The 25125-nt window shown below is 69.8% G+C and carries 22 protein-coding genes; 11 read left to right on the top strand and 11 right to left on the bottom strand.

What is annotated here, in order from left to right; all coding sequences use genetic code 11:
- Positions 1-84 precede the first annotated feature (84 nt).
- The 3 genes from ACLF3M_RS03710 to ACLF3M_RS03720 all read right to left on the bottom strand — a co-directional run bounded on the left by ACLF3M_RS03710 (position 85) and on the right by ACLF3M_RS03720 (position 4416).
- A complete protein-coding gene (locus ACLF3M_RS03710) occupies positions 85-1752 on the bottom strand; it encodes an FMN-binding glutamate synthase family protein (protein WP_430655500.1) in 1668 nt (555 codons plus the stop codon).
- An 85-nt stretch (positions 1753-1837) separates the two neighbouring features.
- The gene (locus ACLF3M_RS03715) at positions 1838-3577 is read right to left on the bottom strand and encodes a thiamine pyrophosphate-binding protein (RefSeq protein ID WP_430655501.1); all 1740 of its coding nucleotides are present in this window, start codon (positions 3575-3577) and stop codon (positions 1838-1840) included.
- A gap of 2 nt (positions 3578-3579) precedes the next feature.
- Positions 3580-4416 carry a hypothetical protein gene (locus ACLF3M_RS03720; RefSeq protein WP_430655502.1) on the bottom strand — a complete coding sequence of 279 codons (837 nt, stop codon included), beginning with the start codon at positions 4414-4416 and terminating at the stop codon, positions 3580-3582.
- A gap of 91 nt (positions 4417-4507) precedes the next feature.
- On the opposite strand from ACLF3M_RS03720, the gene ACLF3M_RS03725 reads away from it, so the two are divergent.
- A complete protein-coding gene (locus ACLF3M_RS03725; RefSeq protein ID WP_430655503.1) occupies positions 4508-5491 on the top strand; it encodes a thiamine pyrophosphate-dependent dehydrogenase E1 component subunit alpha in 984 nt (327 codons plus the stop codon).
- Between the two features lies 1 nt (position 5492).
- Positions 5493-6467 carry an alpha-ketoacid dehydrogenase subunit beta gene (locus ACLF3M_RS03730; protein WP_430655504.1) on the top strand — a complete coding sequence of 325 codons (975 nt, stop codon included), beginning with the start codon at positions 5493-5495 and terminating at the stop codon, positions 6465-6467.
- A 144-nt stretch (positions 6468-6611) separates the two neighbouring features.
- Here the strand turns inward: ACLF3M_RS03730 and ACLF3M_RS03735 are convergent, their stop codons facing one another.
- Entirely contained in the window at positions 6612-7781 is a 1170-nt protein-coding gene (locus ACLF3M_RS03735) for a multidrug effflux MFS transporter (RefSeq protein WP_430655505.1), read from the bottom strand.
- A gap of 161 nt (positions 7782-7942) precedes the next feature.
- On the opposite strand from ACLF3M_RS03735, the gene ACLF3M_RS03740 reads away from it, so the two are divergent.
- The 4 genes from ACLF3M_RS03740 to ACLF3M_RS03755 are packed head-to-tail and all read left to right on the top strand — an operon-like array spanning position 7943 to position 12239.
- On the top strand, positions 7943-8983 hold the full coding sequence (locus ACLF3M_RS03740) for an ABC transporter ATP-binding protein (RefSeq protein WP_430655506.1): 1041 nt from the start codon (positions 7943-7945) through the stop codon (positions 8981-8983).
- Positions 8984-9013: 30 nt separating this feature from the next.
- Positions 9014-10330 carry an ABC transporter substrate-binding protein gene (locus tag ACLF3M_RS03745; protein WP_430655507.1) on the top strand — a complete coding sequence of 439 codons (1317 nt, stop codon included), beginning with the start codon at positions 9014-9016 and terminating at the stop codon, positions 10328-10330.
- Positions 10331-10380: 50 nt separating this feature from the next.
- Positions 10381-11337: a carbohydrate ABC transporter permease gene (locus ACLF3M_RS03750; RefSeq protein ID WP_430655508.1), complete on the top strand. Its 957-nt coding sequence runs from the start codon at positions 10381-10383 to the stop codon at positions 11335-11337.
- On the top strand, positions 11337-12239 hold the full coding sequence (locus tag ACLF3M_RS03755; protein WP_430655509.1) for a carbohydrate ABC transporter permease: 903 nt from the start codon (positions 11337-11339) through the stop codon (positions 12237-12239). The genes ACLF3M_RS03750 and ACLF3M_RS03755 overlap by 1 nt, the downstream gene beginning before the upstream one ends.
- Before the next feature lie 70 nt (positions 12240-12309).
- On the opposite strand, the gene ACLF3M_RS03760 is transcribed toward ACLF3M_RS03755, so the two are convergent.
- Positions 12310-13071: an SDR family oxidoreductase gene (locus ACLF3M_RS03760; RefSeq protein ID WP_430655510.1), complete on the bottom strand. Its 762-nt coding sequence runs from the start codon at positions 13069-13071 to the stop codon at positions 12310-12312.
- A gap of 68 nt (positions 13072-13139) precedes the next feature.
- On the opposite strand from ACLF3M_RS03760, the gene ACLF3M_RS03765 reads away from it, so the two are divergent.
- Complete coding sequence (locus ACLF3M_RS03765) at positions 13140-14180, top strand: C-terminal binding protein (protein WP_430655511.1); 1041 nt, start codon at positions 13140-13142, stop codon at positions 14178-14180.
- A 150-nt stretch (positions 14181-14330) separates the two neighbouring features.
- On the opposite strand, the gene ACLF3M_RS03770 is transcribed toward ACLF3M_RS03765, so the two are convergent.
- Positions 14331-14894: a cupin domain-containing protein gene (locus ACLF3M_RS03770; protein ID WP_430655512.1), complete on the bottom strand. Its 564-nt coding sequence runs from the start codon at positions 14892-14894 to the stop codon at positions 14331-14333.
- Between the two features lie 79 nt (positions 14895-14973).
- Between ACLF3M_RS03770 and ACLF3M_RS03775 the strand changes: the two genes are divergently transcribed.
- Positions 14974-16407, top strand: coding sequence for an NAD-dependent succinate-semialdehyde dehydrogenase (locus ACLF3M_RS03775; protein WP_430655513.1), 1434 nt, complete (start codon positions 14974-14976; stop codon positions 16405-16407).
- Positions 16408-16460: 53 nt separating this feature from the next.
- Here the strand turns inward: ACLF3M_RS03775 and ACLF3M_RS03780 are convergent, their stop codons facing one another.
- A complete protein-coding gene (locus ACLF3M_RS03780; protein ID WP_430655514.1) occupies positions 16461-16838 on the bottom strand; it encodes an endonuclease domain-containing protein in 378 nt (125 codons plus the stop codon).
- Between the two features lie 94 nt (positions 16839-16932).
- Positions 16933-17949: a Rieske 2Fe-2S domain-containing protein gene (locus tag ACLF3M_RS03785; protein WP_430655515.1), complete on the bottom strand. Its 1017-nt coding sequence runs from the start codon at positions 17947-17949 to the stop codon at positions 16933-16935.
- A 221-nt stretch (positions 17950-18170) separates the two neighbouring features.
- Between ACLF3M_RS03785 and ACLF3M_RS03790 the strand changes: the two genes are divergently transcribed.
- The 3 genes from ACLF3M_RS03790 to ACLF3M_RS03800 are packed head-to-tail and all read left to right on the top strand — an operon-like array spanning position 18171 to position 21743.
- On the top strand, positions 18171-18986 hold the full coding sequence (locus tag ACLF3M_RS03790; RefSeq protein WP_430655516.1) for a creatininase family protein: 816 nt from the start codon (positions 18171-18173) through the stop codon (positions 18984-18986).
- The gene (locus ACLF3M_RS03795) at positions 18979-20340 is read left to right on the top strand and encodes an FAD-binding oxidoreductase (RefSeq protein ID WP_430655517.1); all 1362 of its coding nucleotides are present in this window, start codon (positions 18979-18981) and stop codon (positions 20338-20340) included. Before ACLF3M_RS03790 ends, ACLF3M_RS03795 begins: the two co-directional genes overlap by 8 nt.
- Positions 20337-21743: an FAD-binding oxidoreductase gene (locus ACLF3M_RS03800; protein WP_430655518.1), complete on the top strand. Its 1407-nt coding sequence runs from the start codon at positions 20337-20339 to the stop codon at positions 21741-21743. Before ACLF3M_RS03795 ends, ACLF3M_RS03800 begins: the two co-directional genes overlap by 4 nt.
- 55 nt (positions 21744-21798) lie before the next feature.
- Here ACLF3M_RS03800 and ACLF3M_RS03805 read toward each other — a convergent pair whose 3' ends face one another.
- The 3 genes from ACLF3M_RS03805 to ACLF3M_RS03815 all read right to left on the bottom strand — a co-directional run bounded on the left by ACLF3M_RS03805 (position 21799) and on the right by ACLF3M_RS03815 (position 25094).
- The gene (locus ACLF3M_RS03805; protein WP_430655519.1) at positions 21799-22737 is read right to left on the bottom strand and encodes an alpha-E domain-containing protein; all 939 of its coding nucleotides are present in this window, start codon (positions 22735-22737) and stop codon (positions 21799-21801) included.
- A gap of 5 nt (positions 22738-22742) precedes the next feature.
- Entirely contained in the window at positions 22743-24227 is a 1485-nt protein-coding gene (locus ACLF3M_RS03810; protein ID WP_430655520.1) for a circularly permuted type 2 ATP-grasp protein, read from the bottom strand.
- 144 nt (positions 24228-24371) lie between these two features.
- Positions 24372-25094, bottom strand: coding sequence for a DUF1194 domain-containing protein (locus ACLF3M_RS03815; RefSeq protein ID WP_430655521.1), 723 nt, complete (start codon positions 25092-25094; stop codon positions 24372-24374).
- Between the last annotated feature and the right edge of the window lie 31 nt (positions 25095-25125).

Here is a 25125-nt window from a genome sequence, read left to right on the forward strand (position 1 = left end):
CGAAGGTTCCTCCGGTGAAGCACCCCCGCCCTGACCCTCTCCCGCAAGCGGGGGAGGGTCAGGGCGGGGGTGCGGAGGATAGGGCTACGTCGTCGCTGTCTCCAGCCGCGCGCCCATCACGGCGCGGTAGGGCATCCGCGGAGCAAAGCTGTTCGCATCCGCCATCTCCCAGGCGTCGATGAAGCGTGGATCCTGCGTGCCGCGCAGCAGTTCGCCGGCATCCGGCTCGGGATAGAGCTGGGCGAAGGACCGGACCTCGTGAAGCGACACGCGACGCCAGAAATGCTCCGGACGCAGCTGCGCGGGATGGTCGAGGCCCGCCGCAGCCACCAGCTCGCCCAGCGCATCGAGCGTCGCGTCGTGGAAATGCCGCACGCGCATCCACTTGTCCTCGACCTGCAGGGCGCGCCCCCGCGTCGGGTCCTGCGTCGCGACCCCCGTGGGGCAGCGGTCGGTGTGGCAGGACAGCGACTGGATGCAGCCCAGCGAGAACATGAAGGCGCGCGCCGCGTTGCACCAATCCGCGCCCAGCGCCATGGCGCGCGCCATGTCGAAGGCGGTGGCGACCTTGCCGCTGGCGCCGATCCGGATGCGCTCCCGCAGGCCGATGCCGATCAGCGCGTGATGGGCGAAGGTCAGCCCCTCGCGCAGCGGCATGCCGATATGGTCCATGAATTCCAGCGGCGCGGCGCCGGTCCCGCCCTCGGCTCCGTCGATGACGATGAAGTCGGGCGTGATGCCCGTTTCCAGGATCGCCTTGCAGATCGCCAGGAACTCCCAGCGATGCCCGATGCAGAGCTTGAAGCCAGCGGGCTTGCCCCCCGAGAGGCGCCGCATCTCGGCGATGAAGCGCATCATCTCGATGGGGGTCGAGAAGGCGGTGTGCGCGGGCGGCGAGATGCAGTCCCTGCCCTGCGGCACGCCGCGGATACGGGCTATCTCGGCGCTGACCTTGGCCGCGGGCAGCACGCCGCCATGGCCGGGCTTCGCACCCTGGCTGAGCTTCAGCTCGACCATCTTCACCTGCGGGCGGTTCGCGGTCTCCACGAAGCGCTCGGCGGAGAAGGTGCCGTCGGGGTTGCGTGCGCCGAAATACCCCGAGCCGATCTCCCAGATGATGTCGCCGTTGTTATCGATGTGGTACGGGCTGAGCCCGCCCTCCCCCGTGTCATGCGCGAAGCCGCCGGCCGCCGCGCCCCTGTTCAGCGCGCGGATCGCGTTCGGCGACAGCGAGCCGAAGCTCATCGCCGAGATGTTCAGCAGCGACGCGCTGTAGGGCTTCGCGCAGTCGGCGCCGCCGATCAGGACGCGGGGCTGCTCCTCCGATGGGCGCCTGGCGGCCAGGCTATGCTGAAGCCATTCATGGCCTTCCGCATAGACCTGGTACTGGGTGCCGAAGGGGCGCTTGTCCAACTGCCGCTTGGCGCGCTGGTAGACCACCGACCGCTGGTCGCGGCTGAACGGCGTGCCGGTCTTCTCGTCCTCGAAGAAGTACTGCCGCATCTCCGGCCGGATGCTCTCCAGGATGAAGCGGAGATGGGCGGAGATCGGGTAGTTCCGCAGCACGGCATGGGTGGGGTGGAAGAGGTCGCGGAAGCCGAGCGCCGTCAGCGCACCGAACAGGACGAGTGAGGCGAGCCACCACCAGCTCTGCCAGACCGCCAGCCCCAGCAGCGACAGCGCGGCGAGGACGACGGCCAGTGTCAGGCAGATGAAGCGCGGCGTGATGGCTAGCGCGAACAGGCGCGGCATGGCGGAGCGACCCCCTGGGACCTTCCGCAGCCTATTCGTTCCACCCTGCCAGCGCGTTACGAAATCGGCCCGCACCGGCGAAAAATCACACGGGCCGGTCGCCCTTCTCCACCTTCAGCGTCCGGTTGTCGGCAGCCGGCAGCATCCGCGCGGGGTCGCGCGTCACGACGATGTCGAGGATCGTCGGCGTGTCGGTGTTGGCCAGCCCCTCGCGCAACGCGGCATCGAGCTTGCCGGGGTCGGTGACGCGGATGCCGTGGCAGCCCATGGCCCTGGCGACCTGGGAGTAGTCGATCTCCGCGAGGTCGGAGCTCTGGTAGTTGCCGGCGCCGTAGACCGCGTGCTGCAGCGCCTTCACATAGCCGCTGGCGGCGTTGTTGAAGATGCAGCAGACGAAGGCGGCGCCGGCGCGACGCGCGGTCTCGAGCTCGCCCATCGACATGTTGAAGCCGCCGTCGCCCGTCAGAGAGACGACACGCCGCTGCTTCCCCACGCCGAGCTGCGCGCCGATGCCGCCCGGCACACCATAGCCGATGGACGCCATGCCGCGGTCTGCCACGAAGCCGCGGCCGGCGCGCTTGGTGTCGTAGAACAGCGCGCCCCAATGCGCGGCGAAGCCGCCGTCGGTGACCAGCACCGCATCCTCCGGCATCACCCTGTTGAGCTCGCCGAGCAGGCGGCCGACATTGATCGGCGATTCCGTGGATTCCAGGCGCTCCTTCGCGCCCTCGCGCCAGGCGGCCATGCGCTTCGGCACCTCGGCGCACCAGCCGGCGCGGGACGCGGCGCGCTTGCCGTTGTCCTGCAGCGCCGCGTGCATCTCCTCGATCGTCGCACGAGCGTCGCCGGCCAGCGCCACGTCGGTGCGAGTGGTCCGCCCGATCTCCTCGGGCAGCACATCCACATGGATCAGTGGCACGCCGGCGGGCATCAGGGTGAAGCGCTTCGTCGCGATCTCGCCGAGCTTGCAGCCCAGCACCAGCAGGCAGTCCGACATCGCGATCATGTCGTTGGCGATGCGGGAATAGCGCCCGAACACGCCGGCGGAGAGTGCGTGCGTGCACGCGATCGCGCCCTTGCCCGACATGGTGTGCGCGACGGGGATGCCCTGAGATTCGGCGAAGCGGGTCAGAGCCTCCGCCGCCTCGCTGATATGGATGCCGCCGCCGGCCAGCACGATCGGGCGCTCCGCCCTCGCCAAGAGCGCCGCGGCGCGTGAGAGGTCCTGCGCGTCGGGCCGCATGCGGCGGGCCTGGGCGCGCAGCGTGCCCGGGTCCACCCAGAAATCCGACGCGTCGAAATCATGCTCGCCATGCGCGATGTCCTCGGGCACGGCGATCAGCACGGGGCCTGGTCGGCCGGATGTCGCGACCGCGAAGGCGCGGCGGAGGTGTTCGGGGACACGGGAGATGACCTCGACGCGGATCGCCTCCTTCACCAGCGGGCGCAGCACGTCGAACTGCCGCGTCTCCTGCGTCATGTTCTTCCAGGCGTGGAGGCGGTTGGCGTCGCCGATGATGGCGACCATGGGCATGCCGGCATTGAAGGCCTCGGCCAGGCCGGTTGCCAGGTTGGTCGCCCCCGGCCCGAGCGTGCCGTCCACCAGGCCCGGCTTGTTGCTCACGCGGGCATAGGCGTCCGCCGCGAAGGCGCCGGAGCGTTCGTCGTTGATCAGCATGTGCTGCACGCCGAGCGCGCGGCAGGCCTCGTAGAACGGCAGGAGTTGGAAGCCGCCCATGCCGAACATCGGCCCGGTCTCGTGCAGCTTCAGCATCTCGGCCAGGGCCTGGCCGCCGGTCATGCGGCGGGTGGCGTTCGAGGACATGGTCAGTGGTGCTCCAGGATCGCCGCGACGAAGTCGCGCGCGGATTGGCCGATGCGCCCGCCGCGCTGGACGGCGAGCGGGTTGAGGGCGGAGACGAAGCCATCGTTCCAGGTGGACATCGCGTCGCCGATGCGCGCGGAGAAGCAGGAGACGCAGGCGCCGGCGATCCCCCCGTCCTGCAGGGCCGGCAGGCGCGACACCCCTGCCCCGTCCACGCCGATGCCGGCGTCGTTGTAGAGCGCGGCGAGGACCGGCGCCTTCACCGCCGTCTCCGGCCTGCCGCCGAGCAGCCCGCCATGCGAGCCCGTCACGACGACCTGCCAGGCGTCGGCCGGCACGACCAACCCGTTCGAATCGAGCGCGAGGACGCGAATGCCGGCACGGCCGGCGCCCTCGATCTCGCGGCGCGCCTCGTCCATGTCGTCGGCGGCGGAAGCGGCGGGCAGGCGGGCCTCGGCCAGGATGCGCAGCGCCTCGGCGGCCGGCATGCCGGGCTCCAGGCCCAGCGCGGCGGCGGGCGCGTTGACGAAGGACAGCGTCCCCCGCGCCAGCATGTCGGCGCCCTCGCCGATCCGGGCGGTCATGTGGCCGACGCAGGCGCCGGGCACGCCGCGCGCGCCGAGCCAATCGAGCCCGCCGATCCCCGCCTGTTCCCGCCCGACCCCGGCATCGTGAAGGATCACGGACGACACGCCGCGCCGCGCCGCATACCAGGCCGCATAGACGCCGCCATGGCTCGCACAGAGGGCGGCGGGCCCCTCGGCGTCGCCGCTCCCGCGCGCCTCGGGCGCGGCCGGCAGATGCGTCACGCTGTCCAGCACCAGCGCATCCGCGCCCATGAATTCTCCTCCCCGGCTTGATTCCTTCGCCCGCTCCCGCATGCTCCGCAAGCCCCCGGAAGAGGGGCAGGGTTGGAGGGGGACGGTCAGCATGAGCGGCGACAACCGGGCGAGGCTGCTGGCGCTCTACGCCACGATGTGCCGCATCCGCGCCTTCGAGGAGACGGCGCTGGCCGCCCATCGCGCGGGCGAGATACCGGGACCGCTGCATGTCTCGATCGGCCAGGAAGGTGTGGCGGCCGGCGTCTGCATGAACCTGCGCACCAATGACCGCATCACCTCCAACCATCGCGGCCACGGGCATGCCATCGCCAAGGGTGCGGGCATCGCAGGGATGATGGAGGAGCTGTTCGGCCGCGCCGGAGGCCATTGCCGGGGCAAGGGCGGGTCGATGCACATCGCCGACTTCTCCGTCGGCATGCTGGGCGCGAACGGCGTCGTCGCTGGCGGCATCCCGATCGCAGTCGGCGCGGCGCAGGGGCTGAAGATGCTGGGCTCCGACGCCGTCGTCTGCTGCTTCTTCGGCGATGGCGCGATCAACCGCGGGCCCTTCCTGGAAGGGCTGAACTGGGCGGTGCTGTACAACCTGCCGGTCCTCTTCGTCTGCGAGGACAACGGCGTCGCCGCCTTCACCCGCGCCGACGCCGTGACCGCCGGGCCGGGGATCACCGCCCGGGCCGAGGCGCTCGGCGTGCCCTGCACCAGCGTGGACGGCAACGACGCGGCTTCGGTGGACGAGGCCGCGGCGCGCCTGGTGGCCGAGATCCGTGGCGGCGGCGGCCCGCGGCTGCTGCACGCCACCACCTTCCGCCTGATGGGCCACACCAGCACCGACCCCGCTTCCTGGCGCGAGACCGGCGAGGTGGATGCCGCGCGCGCGCAGGAACCGCTGCTGCGGCTGCGCGCCCGGTTGCTGGAGGAAGGGGCGAGCGTCAAGGCGCTCGACACCATCGAGGGCGACGCGCGCGCCGAGATGTCGGAGGCGCGCGCCGCGGCGCTCGCGGCCCCCTGGCCCGATCCCGCCATCGCCTGGGAAGACGTACAGGACAGCGGCGCCTTGCAGGAGGCCCACTGAGATGGCCGAGGTCACGCTGGTCGAGGCCGCGCGCCTTGCCGCCCTGCAGGAGATGCGCCGAGATCCCCGGGTCTGGGTGCTCGGCGAGGACGTCGCGCACGGCGGCCTGTTCGGCCAGTACCGCGGCTTCCTCGACGAATTCGGAGCGGAGCGCGTCGTCTCCACCCCGATCAGCGAATCCACGATCATGGGGGCGGGGCTGGGCGCCGCGCTGGTCGGCACGCGGCCGATCATCGAGATGCGCATCTTCGACTTCGTGATGTGCGCGATGGACGAGTTGGTGAACCAGATCGCCAAGATCCGCTACATGTTCGGCGGCCAGGCCAAGCCCGCCGTCGTGGTGCGCATGCCGCACGGCATCTGGCGCAACTCGGCGGCCCAGCATTCGCAGTCGCTCGAGGCCTGGTTCACCCACATCCCAGGCCTCGTCGTCGTCACGCCGGCGACGGCGGCCGACACCGCGGGGCTGCTGGTCCAGGCGATCCGCAGCGAGGATCCCGTGCTGTTCTTCGACCCGAAGAACCTGTTTCCGCTGAAGGGAGATGTCGCGCAGACCATCGCGCCGATCCCCTTCGGCGTCGCGCGGCATGCGCGCGAGGGATCGGACGTGACGATCGTCACCTGGTCCTCGGTCGTGCCGGCGGTCGAGGAAGCCGCGGCGACGCTGGCGGCGCGCGGCATCTCGGCCGACGTGCTGGACCTCCGCACGCTCTGGCCCTGGGACGAGGCGGCGGTCTGCGCCTCCGTCGCGCGGACGAAGCGGCTGCTGGTGGTCCAGGAAGCCGTGACGACGACAGGCTTCGGGGCGGAGGTGGTGTCGTGCGTGATCGAGAGGCTCGGGCCGGCGGCGGTGAAGGGCGTCGCGCGGCTGGGCCAGCCGCGCGTGCCGGTGCCCTTCGCGCCGCCGCTGGAGGACGCGCTGAAGCCGGACGCCACGAAGATCGTGGCGGCGGCGGAGAGGTTGGTGAAGGGGTAGGTCGCGCAGACCCCCACCCGGCCGCTGCGCGGCCACCAGCCTTCGGCGCTGTGGCAGTGCCCCAACCCCCGAATGCGCGAAAGGGGAATTGGCGCCACCGCTCCCTCTCCCGCGTGCGGGGGACGGTCGGGGCGGGGGTTGGCTTTACCGCTTCAGCACCAGATGCGCCGCCAGCCCGCCCACCCCCGCGCAAGCCACTACCGCCGCCATCGCCCAGGGCCCGCCGCCGAAGGCGCCCATCAGCGTCCCGACGACGGCGCCGCCGGCGAACTGGATGAAGCCGAGCACGGCCGAGGCGCTGCCCGCGAACCTCCCCATCGGCGCCATCGCCTGCGCCGAGGCCAGCGGCAGCACCGCGCCCATGATGGACATGAACAGGAACAGCGAGGCCAGCAGCGGCCACAGCCCGCCCGTCGCGACCGCGACCGGCACCAGAAGCGCCGCCGCCGCGCAGGCTGACAGCGACGTCAGCAGCAGCCGCGCGGGCTCGTGTCGCCGCACCAGGCGCGAGATCACCTGGCTCGCCAGGATCAGGCCGAAGGCGTTGGAGCCGAAGGCGATGCCGTATTGCGTCGGCCCCAGCCCATGCGTGCCCATCAGCGCCGCCGGCGATCCCGCGAGATAGGCGAAGAGCCCGACCATCGGCACCGCGCCCGCGAGCGCGTAGGACAGGTACCGCCGGTCGAGCAGGATCTGCAGGTAGACCGCCAGCACCTGCCCCGGCCCGTCGCGCCGGCGGCGTTCCGGCGCCAGGCTCTCCGGCAGCACCAGCCAGGTCAGCAGGAAGGTCGCGACGCCATAGGCCGCGAGCGCCCAGAACAGCGCCCGCCAGCCCGCCAGCGCCAGCAGGAAGCTGCCGAGCATCGGCGCCAGGATCGGCGCCGCCCCCATCACCAGCATCAGCGAGGCCATCAGGCGCACCGCGCCGCGTTCGTCCGCGACGTCCCGCACCACGGCGCGCGCGATCACCATCCCCGCACAGCCGCCGACGGCCTGCATCACCCGCAGCCAGGTCAGCACCTCGGCCGAGGCCGCCAGCGCGCAGCCCACGGAGGCCAGCGCGAAGACCGCGAGCCCCGCCAGCAGCGGCCGTCGCCGTCCCAGCCGGTCCGACAGCGGCCCGAAGACCAGCTGCCCGAAGGCCACGCCGATCAGGAAGGCCGCGAGCGTGCGCTGGATCGCCGCCGGCGAGGCCGCGAGGGCATCCTGCATCGCCGGGAAGGCCGGCAGATAGAGGTCCACGCCGAGCGGCGCCAGCGCCGTCAGCGAACCCAGCAAGGCGGCGAGCCGCCGATGGCCGTCCGGCATCCGCATCCAGGGGTTGTGCTCGGAATGCGAGTAGCGCCGTGCCGGGGCGCCGTCCAGCGATGCCGCCGTTGCGCGCCCGTGCCATGCGCGGTTGCGCTGCCACGCGCGCCCCTCTACGGTCCGCGCCGGACGTAGCCTCCGCGAGTGGGGCGCGTGGAGGAAGGCGTATGGCGAGCGTCTCGGTGCGGCAGGCCCTGAAGTCCTTTGGCAGCACCAAGATCCTGCACGGCGTTGATGTCGAGATCGCGGATGGCGAGTTCGTGGTGCTGGTCGGCCCGTCGGGCTGCGGCAAGTCCACGCTGCTGCGCATGATCGCCGGCCTCGAGAACATCAGCGGCGGAGAGATCGCGATCGGCGGCCGCGTCGTGAACAGGGTTCCGCCCAAGGACCGCGACATCGCCATGGTCTTCCAGAACTACGCGCTCTACCCGCACATGACGGTGCGGGAGAACATGGCCTTCTCCATGAAGCTGGCGAAGGCGCCGCGCGAGATCATGGACGAGGAGGTGAATCGCGCCGCGAAGATCCTCGGCCTCGATGCGCTGCTGGACCGCTATCCCCGGCAGCTCTCGGGCGGGCAGCGGCAGCGCGTCGCGATGGGCCGCGCGATCGTCCGCCACCCGCAGGTCTTCCTGTTCGACGAGCCGCTGTCGAACCTGGACGCGAAGCTGCGCGTGCAGATGCGCTCCGAGATCCGGGAGCTCCAGCTACGTCTCGCCACGACCACGATCTACGTCACCCACGACCAGATCGAGGCCATGACCATGGCCGATCAGATCGTCGTGATGAATGGCGGCCGGATCGAGCAGGCCGGCGCGCCGCTCGCGCTTTATGACAGGCCCGCCAACACCTTCGTCGCCGGCTTCATCGGCAGCCCCGCGATGAACCTGATCCCCGGCCAGGTCGCCGATGGCGGCTTCCGCGCCGAGGGCGGCGCGCTGCTGCCGCTGCCGCCCGGCGCGTCCACGCGCGCCACGACCTATGGCATCCGGCCCGAGCACCTGTCGCTCGCCGAGGACGGGATCGAGGCGCGGCTGGTGGTCGTGGAGCCCACGGGGTCCGAGACCCAGGTCGCGATGCGCATCGCCGAGACGCCGCTGACCGGCGCCTTCCGCGAGCGCGTCGCCGGCCGCATGGGCGACAGCATCCGCGTGAAGCCCGACCTGTCGCTGGTCCATCTGTTCGGCCCCGACGGGCAGCGCGTGTGACTGACGAGAACCGAGGAGGAAGCGAAGCTCATGGCTAACCTGATCACCCGTCGCACCGCGCTGGCGCTCGGCGGGTCCGCATTGGTCACCGGCCAGGCCGGCGCGCAGATCGCGACGCAGCCCGCGACGCCGCCGAACCTGCCGATCGAGCGCGGTGCGACGCTCCGCATGCTGCGTCCCGTGCGCTTCGTCCAGCCCGACGAGGACGTGTGGCGCGCGAACTGCCAGCGCTTCGCCCAGGCCAACGGCATCGAGGTCCGCGTGGACTTCGTGGGCTGGGAGGACATCACCCAGCAGACCGCGGTCACGGCCAATACCAATGCCGGCCCGGACATCATCGTCGGCTTCGGCGCGAGCCCGCATCTTTTCACCGACAAGATCCACGACATGACCGATGTCGCGACCTATCTCGGCACCAAGTATGGCGGCTGGCGGCCCTTGGCGCAGGTCTATGGCACGCGCGCCAACCGCTGGATCAGCCTGCCCTTCGGCGCTTCCGGCGGACCTGCCATGTGGCGCATGTCGGCGGTCCGCGAGGCCGGCTTCGACGCGGTCCCGGACGACCATGCCGGCTTCCTGCGCCTCTGCCAGGCGCTGAAGCGCATCAACAAGCCCGCGGGCTTCGCGCTGGGCAACGCGGTCGGCGACGGCAACGCCTTCGCGGAATGGCTGGTGTGGTCGCATGGCGGGTCGCTGACCGACGAGCAGGGCAACGTCTCGATCAACAGCCCGCAGACCATCAACGCGCTGAACTACCTGCGCGAGCTCTATCCGACCTTCGTGCCGGGGACGCTCGCCTGGGGCGACATCAGCAACAATCGCGCCTATTCCGCGAACGAGTGCTTCCTGACGCAGAACGGCATCTCGTTGTACTTCTCGCTCCTGAACGACCCGGCGCTGCGCCCGATCGCGGACGATACGCAGGTGACGCCGATGCCGAAGGGGCTGGCCGCCGCGCCGCCGAATGCGGGGCTGACGCTGAACGCCATGGTGTTCCGTCACAGCCGCTTCCCGAACGCCGCGAAGGCGCTTCTGCAGTTCCTGCTGGAAGCCGACCAGTACGACCCCTGGCTGCAGGCGAATGTCGGCTACTGGTCACAGCCGCTGAACGCCTATGCCGCCAGCGCCACCTGGACGCGCGACCCGAAGGTCGCCGTGCTGCGCGACACCATGAACAACCCGTTCTGGAACGGCTACAAGGGCCCGATCACCGAGGGCTCGGTCGCCGCGACGGCGGACTACGTCATGGTTCAAATGTGCGCCTCGGTGGCTTCCGGCCAGGCGACGCCACAGGCCGCGGCCGCCGAAGCCGAGCGCCGCGCCGCGCGTTACTTCCGACGCCGCTGAGCCGAACCGGCGGCGTCCCCGACCGGGACGCCGCCTTGCGGGAGGACCTCATGTCCACAGCCACCGCCGCCCCGGTCTGGACGAAGGCCCGCCAGGAACCCGGCGCGCTGACGCGGTTCTTCGACAACAAGGCGGTGCTGGTGATCCTGTGCCTGGCGCCGGCGGTCGGGCTGCTGATGACCTTCCTGACCTACCCGCTGGGCCTGGGCATCTACCTCGCCTTCACCGACCAGACGATCGGGCGGCGCGGGATCTGGGTGGGGCTCGAGAATTTCGAGTTCCTCTTCGAGGACCCGATCTTCTGGAACGCGGTCTTCTACAGCGTCTTCTACACGGCCGTCGCGACGATCGGGAAATTCGGACTGGGGCTCTGGCTCGCGCTCCTGCTGAACCAGCATCTACCCATGAAGTCGTTGCTGCGCGCGATCATCCTGCTGCCCTGGATCGTGCCGACGGTGCTGTCGGCGATCGCCTTCTGGTGGATCTACGACCCGCAGTTCTCGATCATCTCCTGGGCGCTGATCAAGATGGGCCTGCGCGAGACGAACGTCGACTTCATCAACACGGCCTGGCCGGCTCGCTGGTCGCTGATCGCGGCCAACATCTGGCGCGGCATCCCCTTCGTCGCGATCTCGCTGCTGGCGGGGCTGCAGACCATCTCGCCGTCTCTCTACGAGGCTGCGCTGCTCGACGGCGCGTCGCCCTGGCAGCGCTTCCGGCACATCACCTTCCCCATGCTCATGCCGATCCTGGCGATCGTCATGACCTTCTCCATCATCTTCACCTTCACGGATTTCCAGCTTGTCTATTCGATCACCCGCGGCGGTCCCGTGAACTCGACCCACATCATGGCCACGCTGGCCTTCCAGCGCGGCATCCCCGGCGGGCAATTGGGCGAGGGGGCGGCGATTGCGGTGGCGATGATCCCCTTCCTCGTCTTCGCGACGCTGTTCAGCTACTTCGCGCTGGCGCGGCGGAAGTGGCAGCAGGGCGAGGGGAACGACTGATGTCCGACGTCGCCGCGAGCCCGGGGAACAGCAACACCGCCTCCGCCACGCCGGAGCTGCTGGCATGGGACAGCAGGACGCGCCGCGTCGTGACGCTCTATGTCCCGCTGGCCTGCTTCGTGCTGATCCTGCTGTTCCCGTTCTACTGGATGACGGTGACGGCGTTCAAACCGAATGCGGAGCTCTACAACTTCGCGGATAACAACCCGCTCTGGATCACCTCACCGACGCTGGACCACGTCTATCACCTGCTGTTCCGCACCTCGTACCCGCACTGGCTGTGGACGACGATGATGGTGGCGGTGGCGGCGACCTTCCTGTCGCTGGTCGCCTCCACGCTGGCGGCCTATGCGATCCAGCGGCTGCGCTTCCAGGGCAGCCAGTATGTCGGGCTCGCGATCTACCTGGCCTATCTGGTGCCGCCGTCGATCCTGTTCATCCCGCTGGCGACGATGGTGGTGCAGCTCGGGCTGTTCGACACGCCCTTTGCGCTGATCCTGACCTATCCGACCTTCCTGGTGCCGTTCTGCACCTGGCTGCTGATTGGGTACTTCAAGTCGATCCCGTATGAGCTCGAGGAATGCGCGCTGATCGACGGCGCCACGCGCCTGCAGATCCTGCGCCAGATCACGCTGCCGCTGGCCATCCCCGGCCTGATCAGCGCTGGCATCTTCAGCTTCACGCTGTCCTGGAACGAGTTCATCTACGCGCTCGCCTTCATCCAGAGCAGCGAGAACAAGACGGTGCCGGTGGCGATCCTGACGGAGCTGGTAACGGGCGACGTCTACCAGTGGGGCGCGCTGATGGCGGGATCGCTGCTGGGCTCGCTGCCGGTGGCGATCTTCTATTCGTTCTTCGTGGACTACTACGTGTCCAGCCTGACCGGCGCGGTGAAGGAGTAAGGACCCACTGACCGAAGTCCCTCCTCTGCTCGCGGGGGAGGGAGCCGCTCACGAGGGGGAGGACGGCGCGCTAAAGCTTCCGCTCCATCGCCGCCACGTAGCTCCGGTTGTGCGTTGGCGCGATCCAGACCTCGTTCAGCACGACATGCGGCGGCAGGCAGGCGACGTAGCGGATGAGGTCGCCGACATCCTCGCTCTGCACCATCCTCGCGCGTTCCTCGGCACTCACGGGATTGGGCCGCTTGTCGAGGATCGGCGTCGCGACCTCGCCGGGGCAGATCACGGTGCTGCGGATGCCGTTGGCGCCTTCCTCCATGTTGATGCTGTGGCTCATCGCGACCACGCCGTGCTTGGCCGCGGTATAGCCAGCGCCGGACAGCGGCGAGACGATGCGCCCCGCCAGGCTCGCGGTGTGGATCAGCACGCCGTCGCCGCGGCTCCGCATGAAAGGCAGCGCCACCGTCGCGCAATACATCGCGGAGGAGAGGTTGCCCCGCACCAGCTCGTCCACGCCGTCGGTCGTCAGCACCGCCCAGCGGCGCGGCGTGATGTTGAGGCCGGCGTTGTTCACGAGGATGTCGAGACGCCCGAAGCGCTCGCCGATGAAGGCGCCGACCTTCTTCACCTGGCTCGCATCCATGAGGTCCGCGGGCTGCACCTCGGCCTTGCCGCCCGTCGCCTTGATGCGCCTGGCGACATCGGCGAGCGGCGGACGGCGGCGGCCGGTCAGCACCAGCGTCGCCCCTTCCTCCGCCAGCTTGAGCGCCGCCGCTTCCCCGATGCCGCTGCCGGCGCCCGTGACCCAGGCAACCTTCCCCTCGAGACGTGGCATCAGCCCCTCCCCTTGTCGCGCTGCGAAGCCTAGAGCAACGTCACGCCACGGCAAGCAGCGAGGAAACGATGAAGCCAAGGATCCTGACGCCAGCGGGCGCGTCCTTCACGACGGCCGGCGGCGGCTACGACCTCGAGCTCGAGGCGCTGGAGCGGCTCGGTGCCGAGATCGTGGAATGCCCGGCGACGGAGGACGGCTTCATCGCGGCGGCGCCGGAGGCCGATGCGGTCTACGCCAAGGGCATGAAGATCTCGGCGCGGATGATCGAGGCGCTGGCCAAGGCGAAGGTCATCACCTGCGCCACGGTCGGCGTGGATTACGTGGACGTCCCGGCGGCGACCGCGCGCGGCATCCCCGTGACCAATTGCCCCGACACCTTCATCGAGGAGGTGGCGGACCACGCCATGATGCTGCTGCTGGCAACTCATCGCCGCTGCATCGAGCAGGACCGCATGGTGCGCGAGGGCCGCTGGAGCGACGGCCGGCCGCAGCTGCTGAAGGTCCCGCGGCTGATGGGCAGCACGCTCGGCTTCGTCGCCTTCGGCCGCGTCGCGCGGCTGACCGCGATGCGGGCGAAGGCCTTCGGGCTTCGGATGATCGCCTATGATCCATTCGTGGACGAGCTGACGATGTCCGCGCTCGGCGTCGTGCCGGCGAGCCTCGACCAGGTACTGTCGGAATCCGACTTCGTGTCCATGCACGCGCCCGACACCGCGGAAACGCGTAAGATGCTGACGACGAAGCACTTCGCGCGCATGAAGAGGACCGCGATCTTCATCAACACGGGCCGCGGCCCCACGGTGGACGAGGCCGCGCTGATCGCCGCGCTGCAGTCGAAGCAGATCGCCGGCGCGGGGCTCGACGTGTTCGAGATCGAGCCGGTGAAGGCCGACAACCCGCTGCTGCAGATGCCGCATGTCATCCTGTCCCCGCACAACGCGAGCGCCTCCGCGCGCTTCGACGAGGCACGCAAGCGCCGCGCGGGGCAGGAGATGGCCCTGGTCCTGTCGGGGCGCTGGCCGATGAGCTGCGTGAACCCGACGGTGCTGCCGGGGTCGGGGCTGAGGCGGTGGCAGCCCTATGCGATGGAGCGCGGGCCGAACAGCTAGGGAGCGCATCGTAAGAGCCCTCCCTACCCGCAGGGGGGAGAGGGATGGGTGAGGGGGGCGCGGAGAACAACGAGCGCGCTTCTCACTTCGCACGTCCCCCTCACCCAACCCTCTCCCCCATGAGCGGGGGAGCGGGCTTTCTGCCCTGCGTCACACTGCCTCCTTTCGCAGCCCGTCCAGCATCGAAGCATCCGTGATCGGCGCGGTGTCCCAGGGCGCCTCCGGGGGCGGGTCCAGCGTCTCGAACACCGTGGCAAGCTCGATCGCCCCGGCCGCGGCCGGCCGCGGATAGGGCGTGGGATCGGGCTCCCCGGCCCGCTTCGGGCGGCCGATGCCGATGAAGAAATCCTCGAGCCCCGCCGGCACCAGCACCCACAGGAATCGGAACGGCTCCTCCCCGTCATTGATGAAGCCGTGCCTGACATGCGGGGGTGCGGCCATGAAGGTCCCGGCCTCGATCCGCCGCACGACCCCGTCCAGCCGGCCGAGACCCCTGCCCTGCACCACCCAGAACAATTCGGTCTGGGCGGGATGCGCGTGTTCCCGGATCTTGCCGAGCGGCGGCAGTTCCTGCAGCCCCGCCGCGACGCCCGCCGGCGCGCCCGCCCTGTGGGGCGAGGTCAGCACCTCGATCCAGCCATTGGCGGGCTGCGGCTGCCAGTGCTGGTCGCCCTCGCCCGGCTTCACGATCAGCATCGTGGCACGTCCGGTCATCGGCCTCCGCTCCCGGGCGGTTCCCTCCTTGCGCCGGGCGTGCGAGTGTCCGCCCCGAAACGCAGCTGGAGGAAGGCGCATGTACCAGGACACGCAACTCTTCATCAACGGCGAGTGGCGCGACGCGCGCGGTGGCCGGAAGGACCCCGTCCTCAACCCCGCGACCGAGGAAGTGATCGGCCAGGTCGCGCATGCCTCGAAGGCCGACCTCGACGAGGCGCTGGACGCCGCGGCGAAGGGCTTCGCAGCCTGGAAGACGGTCTCGGCTTTCGATCGCTCCAAGGTCATGCGCAAGGCCGCCGACATCCTGCGAAGCCGCGCCGACAAGGTCGCGCAACTCATGACGTTGGAGCAGGGCAAGCCCCTGCCGGAAGCGAAGATGGAGGTAATGGCGGCCGCCGACATCATCGACTGGTTCGCCGAGGAAGCGCGCCGCGCCTATGGCCGCGTCGTGCCCGCGCGTGCCGAGGGCATCTACCAGCTCGTCGTGAAGGAGCCGGTCGGCCCGGTCGCCGCCTTCACGCCGTGGAACTTCCCGATCAACCAGGTCGTGCGTAAGCTCTCGGCGGCGGTCGCGACGGGCTGCTCCATCATCGTCAAGGCGCCGGAGGAGACACCGGCAAGCCCGGCGGAACTCATTCGCGCCTTCGCCGATGCCGGCGTGCCGAACGGCGTCATCGGCCTGGTCTACGGCGTGCCGGCGGAGATCAGCGAATACCTCATCCCGCATCCCACCATCCGCAAGGTGACCTTCACCGGCTCCACCCCCGTGGGCAAGCACCTGGCGGCGCTGGCCGGGCAGCACATGAAGCGCGCGACGATGGAGCTTGGCGGGCATGCGCCGGCGATCGTCTTCGACGATGCGGACCTCGACCTCGCGGCGAAGACGCTGGCGGCGGCGAAGTTCCGTAACGCCGGCCAGGTCTGCGTCAGCCCGACGCGCTTCCTGGTGCAGGAAAGCCTGTACGAGCCCTTCGTCGAGAAGTTCGTGGCGGTGGCGAAGTCGCTGAAGGTCGGCAACGGCATGGAGCAGGGCACGCAGATGGGTCCGCTCGCGCATGACCGGCGCATCCCCTGGGTCGAGGGCCTGGTTGCCGATGCGCGGCAACGCGGCGCAGATGTCCGCGCGGGCGGCGAGCGCATCGGCAACAAGGGCTATTTCTACCAGCCGACGGTAATGACCGGCGTGTCGAAGGACGCGCGGATGATGAACGAGGAGCCGTTCGGGCCGCTCGCCATGATCTCGCCGTTCAAGGAGTTCGACGAGGTAGTGGAGGAGGCGAACCGACTGCCCTACGGCCTGGCGGCTTATGCCTTCACGCGCAGCGCCAAGACCGCGAATGCGGTGGCGGCGAAGGTCGAGACTGGCATGATGACGATCAACCACCTGGGCCTCGCGCTGCCCGAGGTGCCCTTCGGCGGCGTGAAGGACAGCGGCTACGGGTCCGAGGGCGGGTCGGAGGCGATCGAGGCGTATCTCAACACGAAGTTCGTCACGCAGGCGGGGTTGTAGGGGACGCACTTTCCCGCTTTGGCGCGGTTCCCTCCCCCGCTCGCGGGGGAGGGTCAGGGAGGGGGTGCTTCGTCCGAGGCGCCCCTTGCTTCCTTCAGCGCCCTGGCCATGTCCGCGAGCACTCCGTTCAGGTTCTCCAACACTTCGTTGTTCCAGTAGCGCAGGACACGCCAGCCGCTGGCGTTCAGCGCGGCGTCACGTGCTTCGTCACATTCTCCGCCGTGCTGGCCGCCATCGATCTCGAAGACGACGCGTGCTTCGACGCAAGCGAAGTCCGCGATGACACCGCCGATGGGGTGCTGGCGGCGGAAAGTGACGCCCAGGGCTGAACGACGGATAGCGCGCCAGAGGACCTTCTCGGCGGCCGTCGCATCACGGCGGAGGCGGCGGGCGGAGTCGCGGAGGACGGGATCGATCAGGGTGCGTCGCATCGTTTGAACGTCGCTCTGACGAAGCACCCCCACCCTGACCCTCCCCCGCGGGCGGGGGAGGGAATCTCCCGGGGCGGAGAAGCCGTGCGCCCCGCTACTCCGCCGCGTGCTTCACCTCGGGCTTCTGCTCCGCCAGCAGCTTCAGCAGCATTCGCCGCATCAGCACGCCCGGCCGGTCGCTCGGCATGTTCATCTCGATCCCCGCCTGGTCCAGCGGCACGTCCCAATCCGTGCTTTCCAGGATGTCGCGGTCCTCGTCCGTCACCAGGCGGTCGAAGGCGATGATGTCCTCGGCCCTTGCATCGGCCTCGCTGTCGTTGCGGAAGACGAACTGGACGACCTGGCAGGTCCGATCGTCGATCGGCGTGGCGGCGGTGACGATCGAATGGCTCAGCCCGTTGGGGTAGCGGATCCGCAGCTTGCGCAGGAAGGGCATGTACCAGCGGCCGCGCATGTGGCGGACCGTGGTGTCGCTGTCCATCCGCAGCACCTTCTTCTGGATCTCGGGGTTCCGCACGGGAACCTCCGTGATGAAGAGGAAGCCGTCTGCGTATTCCTCGACCTCCAGCTTCGCCGGCTCGGGGTGGCCCTGGTCGCCGAAGCTGGCGCGGTGGACGAAGGCGAAATGCGCGTTGTCGAAGCTGTTCTCCATCAGGCGCAGGCCCGCGCAGTTCCAGACCTCGTAGAACTCGTCGATGCGGCGGAAGCCCTCGGCCTCCTCCTCGAACTCGGGGATGTCGAAGAGCGGCTCCTCGAGCGCCACCCAGACATAGCCGTAGCGCGCCTCCGCGCGGTAGGATGGGACGCGCATGTTCGTCGCGCCCTGCCTGTCCACCGGGCGCTGCGGCACGCGCATCACGCGGCCGTCCCCGCCGAACTCCCAGCCGTGATAGCCGCAGGCGAGCCAGCCATTGCTGTAGAAGCCCTTAGACAGCTTTGCCGTGCGGTGGCAGCAGCGGTCGTCCAGCGCGGCGGGTTTGCCGTCTCCATCCAGCCACAGCACGATGTTCTGGCCGAGCAGCGTGAAGGGCTTCGGGCCGTCCTTCAGGTGCTCCACCGGGATCACGGGGTACCAGAAGCGGCGCAGCGCGGGGGTCTGGGTCTGCAGCATGTCGGTCCAACCTCCGGAATGGCGCGGCGAATCGTGCAAGCCTCGGACCAGCGGCGCAAGCCGGAGGCCTGCCGACAGCCGCGGCCGCGCCGCCCGCATCGCGGGCAGGCTGCCCATGCGCAAGGCAGGGAAGCGCAGCCCAATGGCGCCAGGCGCGTCCCGGGACCTCCCGCTCCGCCGCAGCCTCCCATATACGTGCCGCGCCCGAAGGAGACGATTGCATGAGCGCGCTGCCCACCCGCTACTGGCAGGACCTGCCCTGGCCGGCCTTCCGCGACCTGCCGTCCAACACCGTCGCGGTCCTGCCGGTGGCGAGCATCGAGCAGCATGGCCCGCACCTCCCCGTCGCGGTGGACACGGTCATCGGCAACGGCGTGATCGCCCGGACGCTTTCGGTCCTGCCGGCGGACTGCCCGGTGCTGGTGCTGCCGACTCAATGCGTCGCGAACTCCGTCGAGCATCTTCGCTTCCCCGGCACCATCACCACCACGCCGGAGACGCTTCTGAACCTCGTCGTGGACATCGGCGCCTCCGTCGCGCGGGCCGCGGTGAAGCGCCTGGTGATCTGCAACAGCCATGGCGGCAATGTCGGCGTGCTGGACATCGCGGCGCGGCGCATCCGCATCCAGTCCAACCTGTTTGTCGTCAACGCCATGTGGGCGCGCATGGGCAAGCCAGAGGCGCTGCGCGACCCCGTCGAGAGCGCCTACGGCATCCATGCCGGGCGCGACGAGACCTCCGTCCTGCTGGCGCTGCGGCCGGACCTGGTCAGGATGGACAAGGCGCGGAACTTCGTCAGCCGCTGGCAGGGTGTGGCGAACTCCGCGCCGATGCTGCATCCGCAGGCGGGCTCGCCGCTCGCCTGGCAGGCGCAGGATCTGCAGCCCGCGGGCGCGGTCGGCGACGCCTCGGCCGGGACGGCGGAGATCGGCGAGATGCTGCTGGACCATGCCGCCCGCAACATGTCGACGCTCTGGCAGCAGGTCGCGGCCTTCGACGCTGAGAACTTCCTGGCGAACGAGCCCAGCGATGCCTGACATCGCGGGGCTGCGCGACGAACTCGCTGACATCGAGCTGCAGGACGATCGCGCGCTCCTGAAGCTCAAAAGCCGCGACTTCTACTGGTACAGCCCGATCCTGAAGAAGCAGCTTGACGGGAAGACGGCGGAGCTGATCGCGCGGCCCAGGACGGAAGACGAGGTGCTGCGCATCCTGACAGCGTGTCGGGCGCGCCGGGTGCCGGTAACCGTGCGCGGCGGCGGCACCGGCAATTACGGGCAATGCGTGCCGCTCGAAGGTGGCGTGCTGCTCGACATGACGGCGATGGCCGCGCCCATCGCGATCGTGGACGGCGTGGTCGAGGTCGAGGCCGGGGCGAAGATGATCGACCTCGACCTCTGGTGCCGCGACCAGGGGTGGGAACTGAAGCTCTGGCCGTCCACCAAGCGCACCGCGACGATCGGCGGCTTCGTCGCCGGTGGCGGCGCGGGCGTCGGCGGCATCAGCCACGGCACGATGCGGGAGCGGGGCAACTTCCATGGCGCGCGCGTCGCGACGATGCAGGATCCGCCGCGGATCCTGGACCTGGAAGGCCAGGCCGCGAACCCCGTGAACCGGACCTACGGCACAACCGGCGTGCTGACACGCATCAAGGTGCCGCTGACGCCGGCGCAGGCCTGGCGCGACGTCGCCATCGTCTTCGACGACTTCACGCGGGCGTCGCGCTTCGCGCTGGAGCTCACGCATTCCGACGGCATCCCGAAGAAGATGTGCGCCGTCTTCGACAGCCAGCTCCCACCCTTCTTCAAGGGCCTCGCGGATGCCGTGCCGGCGGGGAAGGCGCTAGTGCTCTGCGCCATCACGCCCGCGGGCATGACGGCGCTGAAGGAGCTTGCCGCCGAGCATGGCGGCCGTGTCGTCGCAGAGCAGGATGCCGTCGCCGCGGAACGCGACCCCGAGCTCACGCCCTTCTACGAATATTGCTGGAACCACACGACGCTGCAGGTCCTGAAGAAGGACCGCGGCGTCACCTACCTGCAGTGCCGCATGCCCTTCGAGGACACGCTGGCGGCGCTGGAAGCCGTGCGCATCCCCTTCCGCGACGAGATCTGGATGCACATGGAATGCGTGCGCTTCGGCGGCCGCATCACCATGTCGGCGCTGCCCGTGGTCCGCTGGACCAGCGCCGAGCGCATCTACGAGATCATCGCCGCCTTCGAGAAGCATGGCATCGGCATCGCCAACCCGCATGTCCTGACGATCGAGGAAGGCAGCAACTACAGACGCGTCCCCGGGGACCAGTTGGGCTTCAAGCAGAATGTCGATCCGCTCGGCCTGCTCAACCCCGGCAAGATGCGCGATTTCACGCCGCCGGAGACTGCCGCCGCATGAGTGTGACGAAGGTGATGGAGGCCCTGCCTGGCCTCGACTGGACCACCGATCCCGCTTTGGTGCGGCAGAAATCGCGCGACTTCTTCTGGTATTCGCCTGTGCTGAAGCGCCAGCTCAACAAGGTCACCGGCGAGGCCGTGGTGACGCCGCGCTCCGAGGAGGAGGTGAAGGCCGTCCTCGCCGCGGCCTATGCGCATGGCGTGCCCGTCACGCCGCGGGGCGCGGGCACCGGAAACTACGGCCAGGCGATGCCGCTGAACGGCGGGATCGTGCTGGAGCTGATGGCGATGAACCGCATCCTCTGGGCGAAGCCGTCGGTGGTGCGGGCGGAAGCGGGCATCAAGCTGATCGAGCTGGATGCGCAGCTCAAGAAGATGGTGGGCGGCGAGATCCGCTTCCATCCCTCGACGCTGCGCACCGCGAGCCTCGGCGGCTTCGTTGCCGGCGGGTCGGGCGGCGTCGGCAGCATCACCTGGGGCGGGCTGCGCGAGCCCGGCAACTTGCTGGGCCTCAAGCTCATCACGATGGAGGCCGAGCCGCGCGTGATCGAGCTGCGCGGCCCGGAGATCACCAAGGCCAACCACGCCTACGGCACCACGGGCATCATCACCGAGATCGAGATGGGCCTGGCGCCGGCGCATGAGTGGGTGGACGTCGTCGTGTCCTTTCCCTCTCTCATGGCCGCCGCACGCTTCTCCGACACCTTCACGCGCATGGACGGCGTGCCGAAGAAGCTGGCCTGCGTCGTCCCGGCGCCGCTGCCGCAGAAGCATTTTCGTCAGTGGGGCGCCAAGGTGCCGGAAGGCGAGACCGTGGCCTGCCTGATGGTCGCGCCGGACTTCGTGGAGGTGCTGGGGCCCGTGATCGCCGGCCATGGTGGCAAGGTGATCCACCAGGAGCCGACGGCCGAGGCCGCGGTGCCGCTTTACGAGCACAGCTGGAACCACACGACCCTGCAGATCCTGAAGACCGACAAGACCATCACCTACCTGCAGGCGTTGTTCCCCGCGCCCAACCACCTCGAGCTCATCGCGAAGCTCGAGAAGCAGTTCGGGAATGAGGTTCTGTACCACCTGGAATTCGTGCGCTTCTCCGGCACGGTCTGCGCGGTCGGCCTGCAGATCGTGCGCTTCACGACGGAAGAGCGGCTCGAGGAGATCATGCGGCTGCACGAGGAAGCCGGCGCGCCGATCTTCAATCCGCACACCTACACGCTGGAAGACGGCGGCATGAAGCGGGTGGACGAGGAGCAGTTGGCGTTCAAGCGGCGGACCGACCCGAAGGGGCTGCTGAACCCCGGCAAGATGGCGGCCTGGGACGACCCGCACTGGACGCCGGGCCGGGCGAAGCAGGTCGCGATGTACGAGACCGAGTTCGAGGCGCCGGCGGAGGTGCTGGAGTAGGGCGTCGCCCGCTCTTCGCGGCTCCGTGCACGACGGCGAGCGGGCGAGCGATGCCCTACCCGCTGAGATACATCCTCTGAATCGCGTTCCCGAGTTCGATGTTCCGGTCGATGCGCGCGGTCAGCCAGTCGTGCAGGCCCTGCGCCATCACCATCTCGATGCCGACGGTCAGCCCGTCGCTGATCTCGGCCGCGATCTTCTGCGGCTCGCCGCGGCGCCCGCCCGTGGACTCCGCGATCCGCTCCAGCGCGCTCTGCACGCGGGCGTGGCAGGCGACCAGCGACCGCGGCAGTTCCTCGCGCAGGATCAGCATCTCAGCGACCAGCCGCGGCTCCAGCCGCTGGTGGTACATCCATTGGAAGGCGCGCAGCGCGGAGACCGAGCGCAGCAGCGCCTGCCATTCGGCATAGGCGACAGCGCCTTCGCTGCCCGGCCCGGCCAGCGCATGGTGCTTGGCGTCCAGCAGCCGCGCGGTGTTGTCCGCGCGTTCCAGCATCACGCCGAGATGCACCCAGAGCCAGCCCTCGTTGCGCATCATGGTGTCCGCGGCCGCCCCGTTGAACAGCAGCGTCCGCGCCCGCACCCAGTCGAGGAAGCCGGGCAGCATGTCCTCCCCGCTCGCGGATGCCGCGCGCACCCGCATCTCGCGCCAGGTGTCGTTCAGCGCTTCCCACATGTCCACGGTGAGCGCGGTGCGCACGGCGCGGCCGTTGCGGCGCGCGACCTCGATGCAGTTGGCGATGGAGGAGTGGTTGTCGGGATCGAGCGCGAGCCAGGCCACGACCGCGTCCGGCGAGACGGCCTTGCCGGCCGCGCGGAAACCGTGCTCGGCGCCGGCGGAGACCAGCAGGTTGCGCCATTCGTCATGCATGCTGCCGAGGGTGCCCGACACTCCCGCCATGCGCAGCGCCACCTGCATGCCGCGCGCGATGTTGCCGGCGCGCTCGACGTAGCGCCCCATCCAGAACAGGCTGTCTGCGGTGCGGGAGAGCATGGCCGTCAGCCCTGCGACTGCGACTGCGACTGGGATTGCCAGCCGGCAGCCGCGCCGTCGTCCACCACCCAGGTATCCTTCGTCCCGCCGCCCTGGGACGAGTTCACGACCAGCGAACCCTCGCGCAGCGCGACGCGCGTCAGGCCCCCCGGCACGATCCGCACCTCCCTTCCCATCAGCACATAGGGCCGGAGGTCCACATGCCGAGCCGCGACGCCCTGCTCGGCCAGGGTCGGCACGGTGGACAGCGCGAGCGTGGGCTGGGCGATGTAGTCGTGCGGCCTGGCGGTGATCCGCGCGGCGAATTCCGCCTGCTGCGCCCTGGTGCTGTGCGGCCCGACCAGCATGCCGTACCCGCCCGACCCGCGCGCCAGCTTCACGACGAGCTTGTCGATATTGGCCAGGACGTAGCGCCGGTCCTCGTCCCGCTCGCAGAGCCAGGTCGGGACGTTCTGCAGGATCGGCGCCTCATTCAGGTAGAAGCGGATCATCTCGGGGACATAGGGGTAGATCGCCTTGTCGTCCGCGATCCCCGCGCCCGGCGCATTGGCCAGCGTCACGTTCCCTGCGCGGTACGCCGCGAAGATGCCGGGCACGCCGAGCATGCTGTCGGGCTTGAACGTCCTGGGGTCGAGGAAGTCGTCGTCGATGCGGCGGTAGAGCACGTCCACGCGCCGCGGCCCCGCGGTGGTGCGCATGTAGACCACGTCGTCCTCGACGATGAGGTCGGCACCTTCCACCACCTCCACGCCCATCTCGTCGGCCAGGAAGCAGTGCTCGTAATACGCGCTGTTGAAATGGCCGGGCGTCAGCACCGCGACGCAGGGCGTGCCCTTGCAGTTCGGGGGTGCGGCTTCCTTCAGCGTCTCCAGCAATTCCTCGGGGTAGTGGCCGACGGGCTGCAGCCGGTGGTCGGAACAGAGGCCGGGAAACAGCCGCAGCATCGCCTCCCGGTTCTCCAGCATGTAGGAGACGCCCGACGGCGTGCGGCAATTGTCCTCGAGCACGTAGAAGTTGTCGGGGCCGGTGCGCACGAGGTCGATGCCGGAGATGTGGCTGAACACGCCGGCGGGCGGCAGGAAGCCGACCATCGGCCTGCAGAAGGCCTCGTTCTCCGTGACGAGCGCGGCGGGCACCCTGCCCGCCCGGATGATCTCCTGCGCGTTGTAGACGTCGCCGATGAAGGCGTTCAGCGCCTTGACCCGCTGCGTCAGGCCGGCCGCGAGGCGGTTCCATTCGCTGCGGGCCAGGATGCGGGGGATGACGTCGAAGGGGATCAGGCGCTCGGGGTCGCCACCTTCGCCATAGACCGCGAAGGTGATGCCGACGCGGCGGAACAGCGCCTCCGCTTCCTTGCGCTTGGCCGCCAGCGCGCCGAGGCCGTGCTTCTCGATCCAGGCCGCGACGCCGGCATAGGCGGGCCTGATGCCGGAGGCGTCCTGCATCTCGTCGAAGGCGCGGATGGGCTGGAGCACGCTGAGCTCGGTCACGTCGGGCTGTCCGGCTTCCTCATTCCCTCCGTTGTCGCGGAAACGGGACCGGCTGGGAAGGGGAACCGTTCCGCGGACGGGCAGCCGTTACGGACCGGTGCCCAGAAGCTGGGCGCCCCTTGCCTCGCCGCTGGACAGAGCGCGTCAGACCGGGCTCGCATCACCCGGAACACGCCCCTGCGCGATCTCCCGCACCAGCTTGGCGCGCATGGCGCGGGCGATGTCGCGCCGGTCCTCGGCCCGCATGACGAAGGCGCCGGGGCCGCCGATCACGTCGCGCTCGAACAGCGCCGCCAGACGGCCGTCCCGCCAGTTGGACGAGACCTCGATCGCCAGGCCGTTGATCACCACGCCCTGCGCGACCAGCGCGTCGCGCGCGTCCGGCGCCGGGGTGCGGCTGCGCATGTCGGGCCCGTCGCCGGAGACGTCGATCGTCCGCTCATCCGCCCGCCAGGGGGCGGCGGCCAGGAGCGCGCCGGCATGGACCAGCGCGTCGCCGATCGCGTTCCAGGACTGCGGCGATCGCGGCGCCGCGCGCATTGCCTCGGCAGCGGCCTCGGCCGAGGCGGCATCGGCGATCCGCAGCCATTCCACGACGGTCGCCGCCCCGCCTGGCGATCCCCATTCCACCATCGCGACGCCGATCGCCCGCCGCGGCCTGGACCGGATCACGGCCAGGACCGAGGGATGCGCCAGCGCTTCGGCGATGCCTTCGCGCTGCAGGGCGAATTCATCCGCGTCGATCGAACCGGAGGCGTCCACCGCCAGGACCAGCAGCAGGTCCACCGCCGCGGACTGCGGCAGCGCCGGCGCTGCCAGCGCCGTCGGCACGGCAAGAAGCACGCGCCGCTGCATCGCCCTGGTCATGGCGGCCTCCGTTCCGTTGCGCAGCAGTGGT

The organism is Falsiroseomonas sp. HW251, assembly GCF_050563545.1.
Lineage (GTDB): Bacteria > Pseudomonadota > Alphaproteobacteria > Acetobacterales > Acetobacteraceae > Falsiroseomonas.

What these genes read in the sequence shown, in the direction of transcription:
- ACLF3M_RS03710 (WP_430655500.1), bottom strand. Translation starts at nt 1,752, where the DNA reads ATGCCGCGCCTGTTCGCGCTAGCCATCACGCCGCGCTTCATCTGCCTG.
- ACLF3M_RS03715 (WP_430655501.1), bottom strand. Translation starts at nt 3,577, where the DNA reads ATGTCCTCGAACGCCACCCGCCGCATGACCGGCGGCCAGGCCCTGGCC.
- ACLF3M_RS03720 (WP_430655502.1), bottom strand. Translation starts at nt 4,416, where the DNA reads ATGGGCGCGGATGCGCTGGTGCTGGACAGCGTGACGCATCTGCCGGCC.
- ACLF3M_RS03725 (WP_430655503.1), top strand. Translation starts at nt 4,508, where the DNA reads ATGAGCGGCGACAACCGGGCGAGGCTGCTGGCGCTCTACGCCACGATG.
- ACLF3M_RS03730 (WP_430655504.1), top strand. Translation starts at nt 5,493, where the DNA reads ATGGCCGAGGTCACGCTGGTCGAGGCCGCGCGCCTTGCCGCCCTGCAG.
- ACLF3M_RS03735 (WP_430655505.1), bottom strand. Translation starts at nt 7,781, where the DNA reads ATGCGGATGCCGGACGGCCATCGGCGGCTCGCCGCCTTGCTGGGTTCG.
- ACLF3M_RS03740 (WP_430655506.1), top strand. Translation starts at nt 7,943, where the DNA reads ATGGCGAGCGTCTCGGTGCGGCAGGCCCTGAAGTCCTTTGGCAGCACC.
- ACLF3M_RS03745 (WP_430655507.1), top strand. Translation starts at nt 9,014, where the DNA reads ATGGCTAACCTGATCACCCGTCGCACCGCGCTGGCGCTCGGCGGGTCC.
- ACLF3M_RS03750 (WP_430655508.1), top strand. Translation starts at nt 10,381, where the DNA reads ATGTCCACAGCCACCGCCGCCCCGGTCTGGACGAAGGCCCGCCAGGAA.
- ACLF3M_RS03755 (WP_430655509.1), top strand. Translation starts at nt 11,337, where the DNA reads ATGTCCGACGTCGCCGCGAGCCCGGGGAACAGCAACACCGCCTCCGCC.
- ACLF3M_RS03760 (WP_430655510.1), bottom strand. Translation starts at nt 13,071, where the DNA reads ATGCCACGTCTCGAGGGGAAGGTTGCCTGGGTCACGGGCGCCGGCAGC.
- ACLF3M_RS03765 (WP_430655511.1), top strand. Translation starts at nt 13,140, where the DNA reads ATGAAGCCAAGGATCCTGACGCCAGCGGGCGCGTCCTTCACGACGGCC.
- ACLF3M_RS03770 (WP_430655512.1), bottom strand. Translation starts at nt 14,894, where the DNA reads ATGACCGGACGTGCCACGATGCTGATCGTGAAGCCGGGCGAGGGCGAC.
- ACLF3M_RS03775 (WP_430655513.1), top strand. Translation starts at nt 14,974, where the DNA reads ATGTACCAGGACACGCAACTCTTCATCAACGGCGAGTGGCGCGACGCG.
- ACLF3M_RS03780 (WP_430655514.1), bottom strand. Translation starts at nt 16,838, where the DNA reads ATGCGACGCACCCTGATCGATCCCGTCCTCCGCGACTCCGCCCGCCGC.
- ACLF3M_RS03785 (WP_430655515.1), bottom strand. Translation starts at nt 17,949, where the DNA reads ATGCTGCAGACCCAGACCCCCGCGCTGCGCCGCTTCTGGTACCCCGTG.
- ACLF3M_RS03790 (WP_430655516.1), top strand. Translation starts at nt 18,171, where the DNA reads ATGAGCGCGCTGCCCACCCGCTACTGGCAGGACCTGCCCTGGCCGGCC.
- ACLF3M_RS03795 (WP_430655517.1), top strand. Translation starts at nt 18,979, where the DNA reads ATGCCTGACATCGCGGGGCTGCGCGACGAACTCGCTGACATCGAGCTG.
- ACLF3M_RS03800 (WP_430655518.1), top strand. Translation starts at nt 20,337, where the DNA reads ATGAGTGTGACGAAGGTGATGGAGGCCCTGCCTGGCCTCGACTGGACC.
- ACLF3M_RS03805 (WP_430655519.1), bottom strand. Translation starts at nt 22,737, where the DNA reads ATGCTCTCCCGCACCGCAGACAGCCTGTTCTGGATGGGGCGCTACGTC.
- ACLF3M_RS03815 (WP_430655521.1), bottom strand. Translation starts at nt 25,094, where the DNA reads ATGACCAGGGCGATGCAGCGGCGCGTGCTTCTTGCCGTGCCGACGGCG.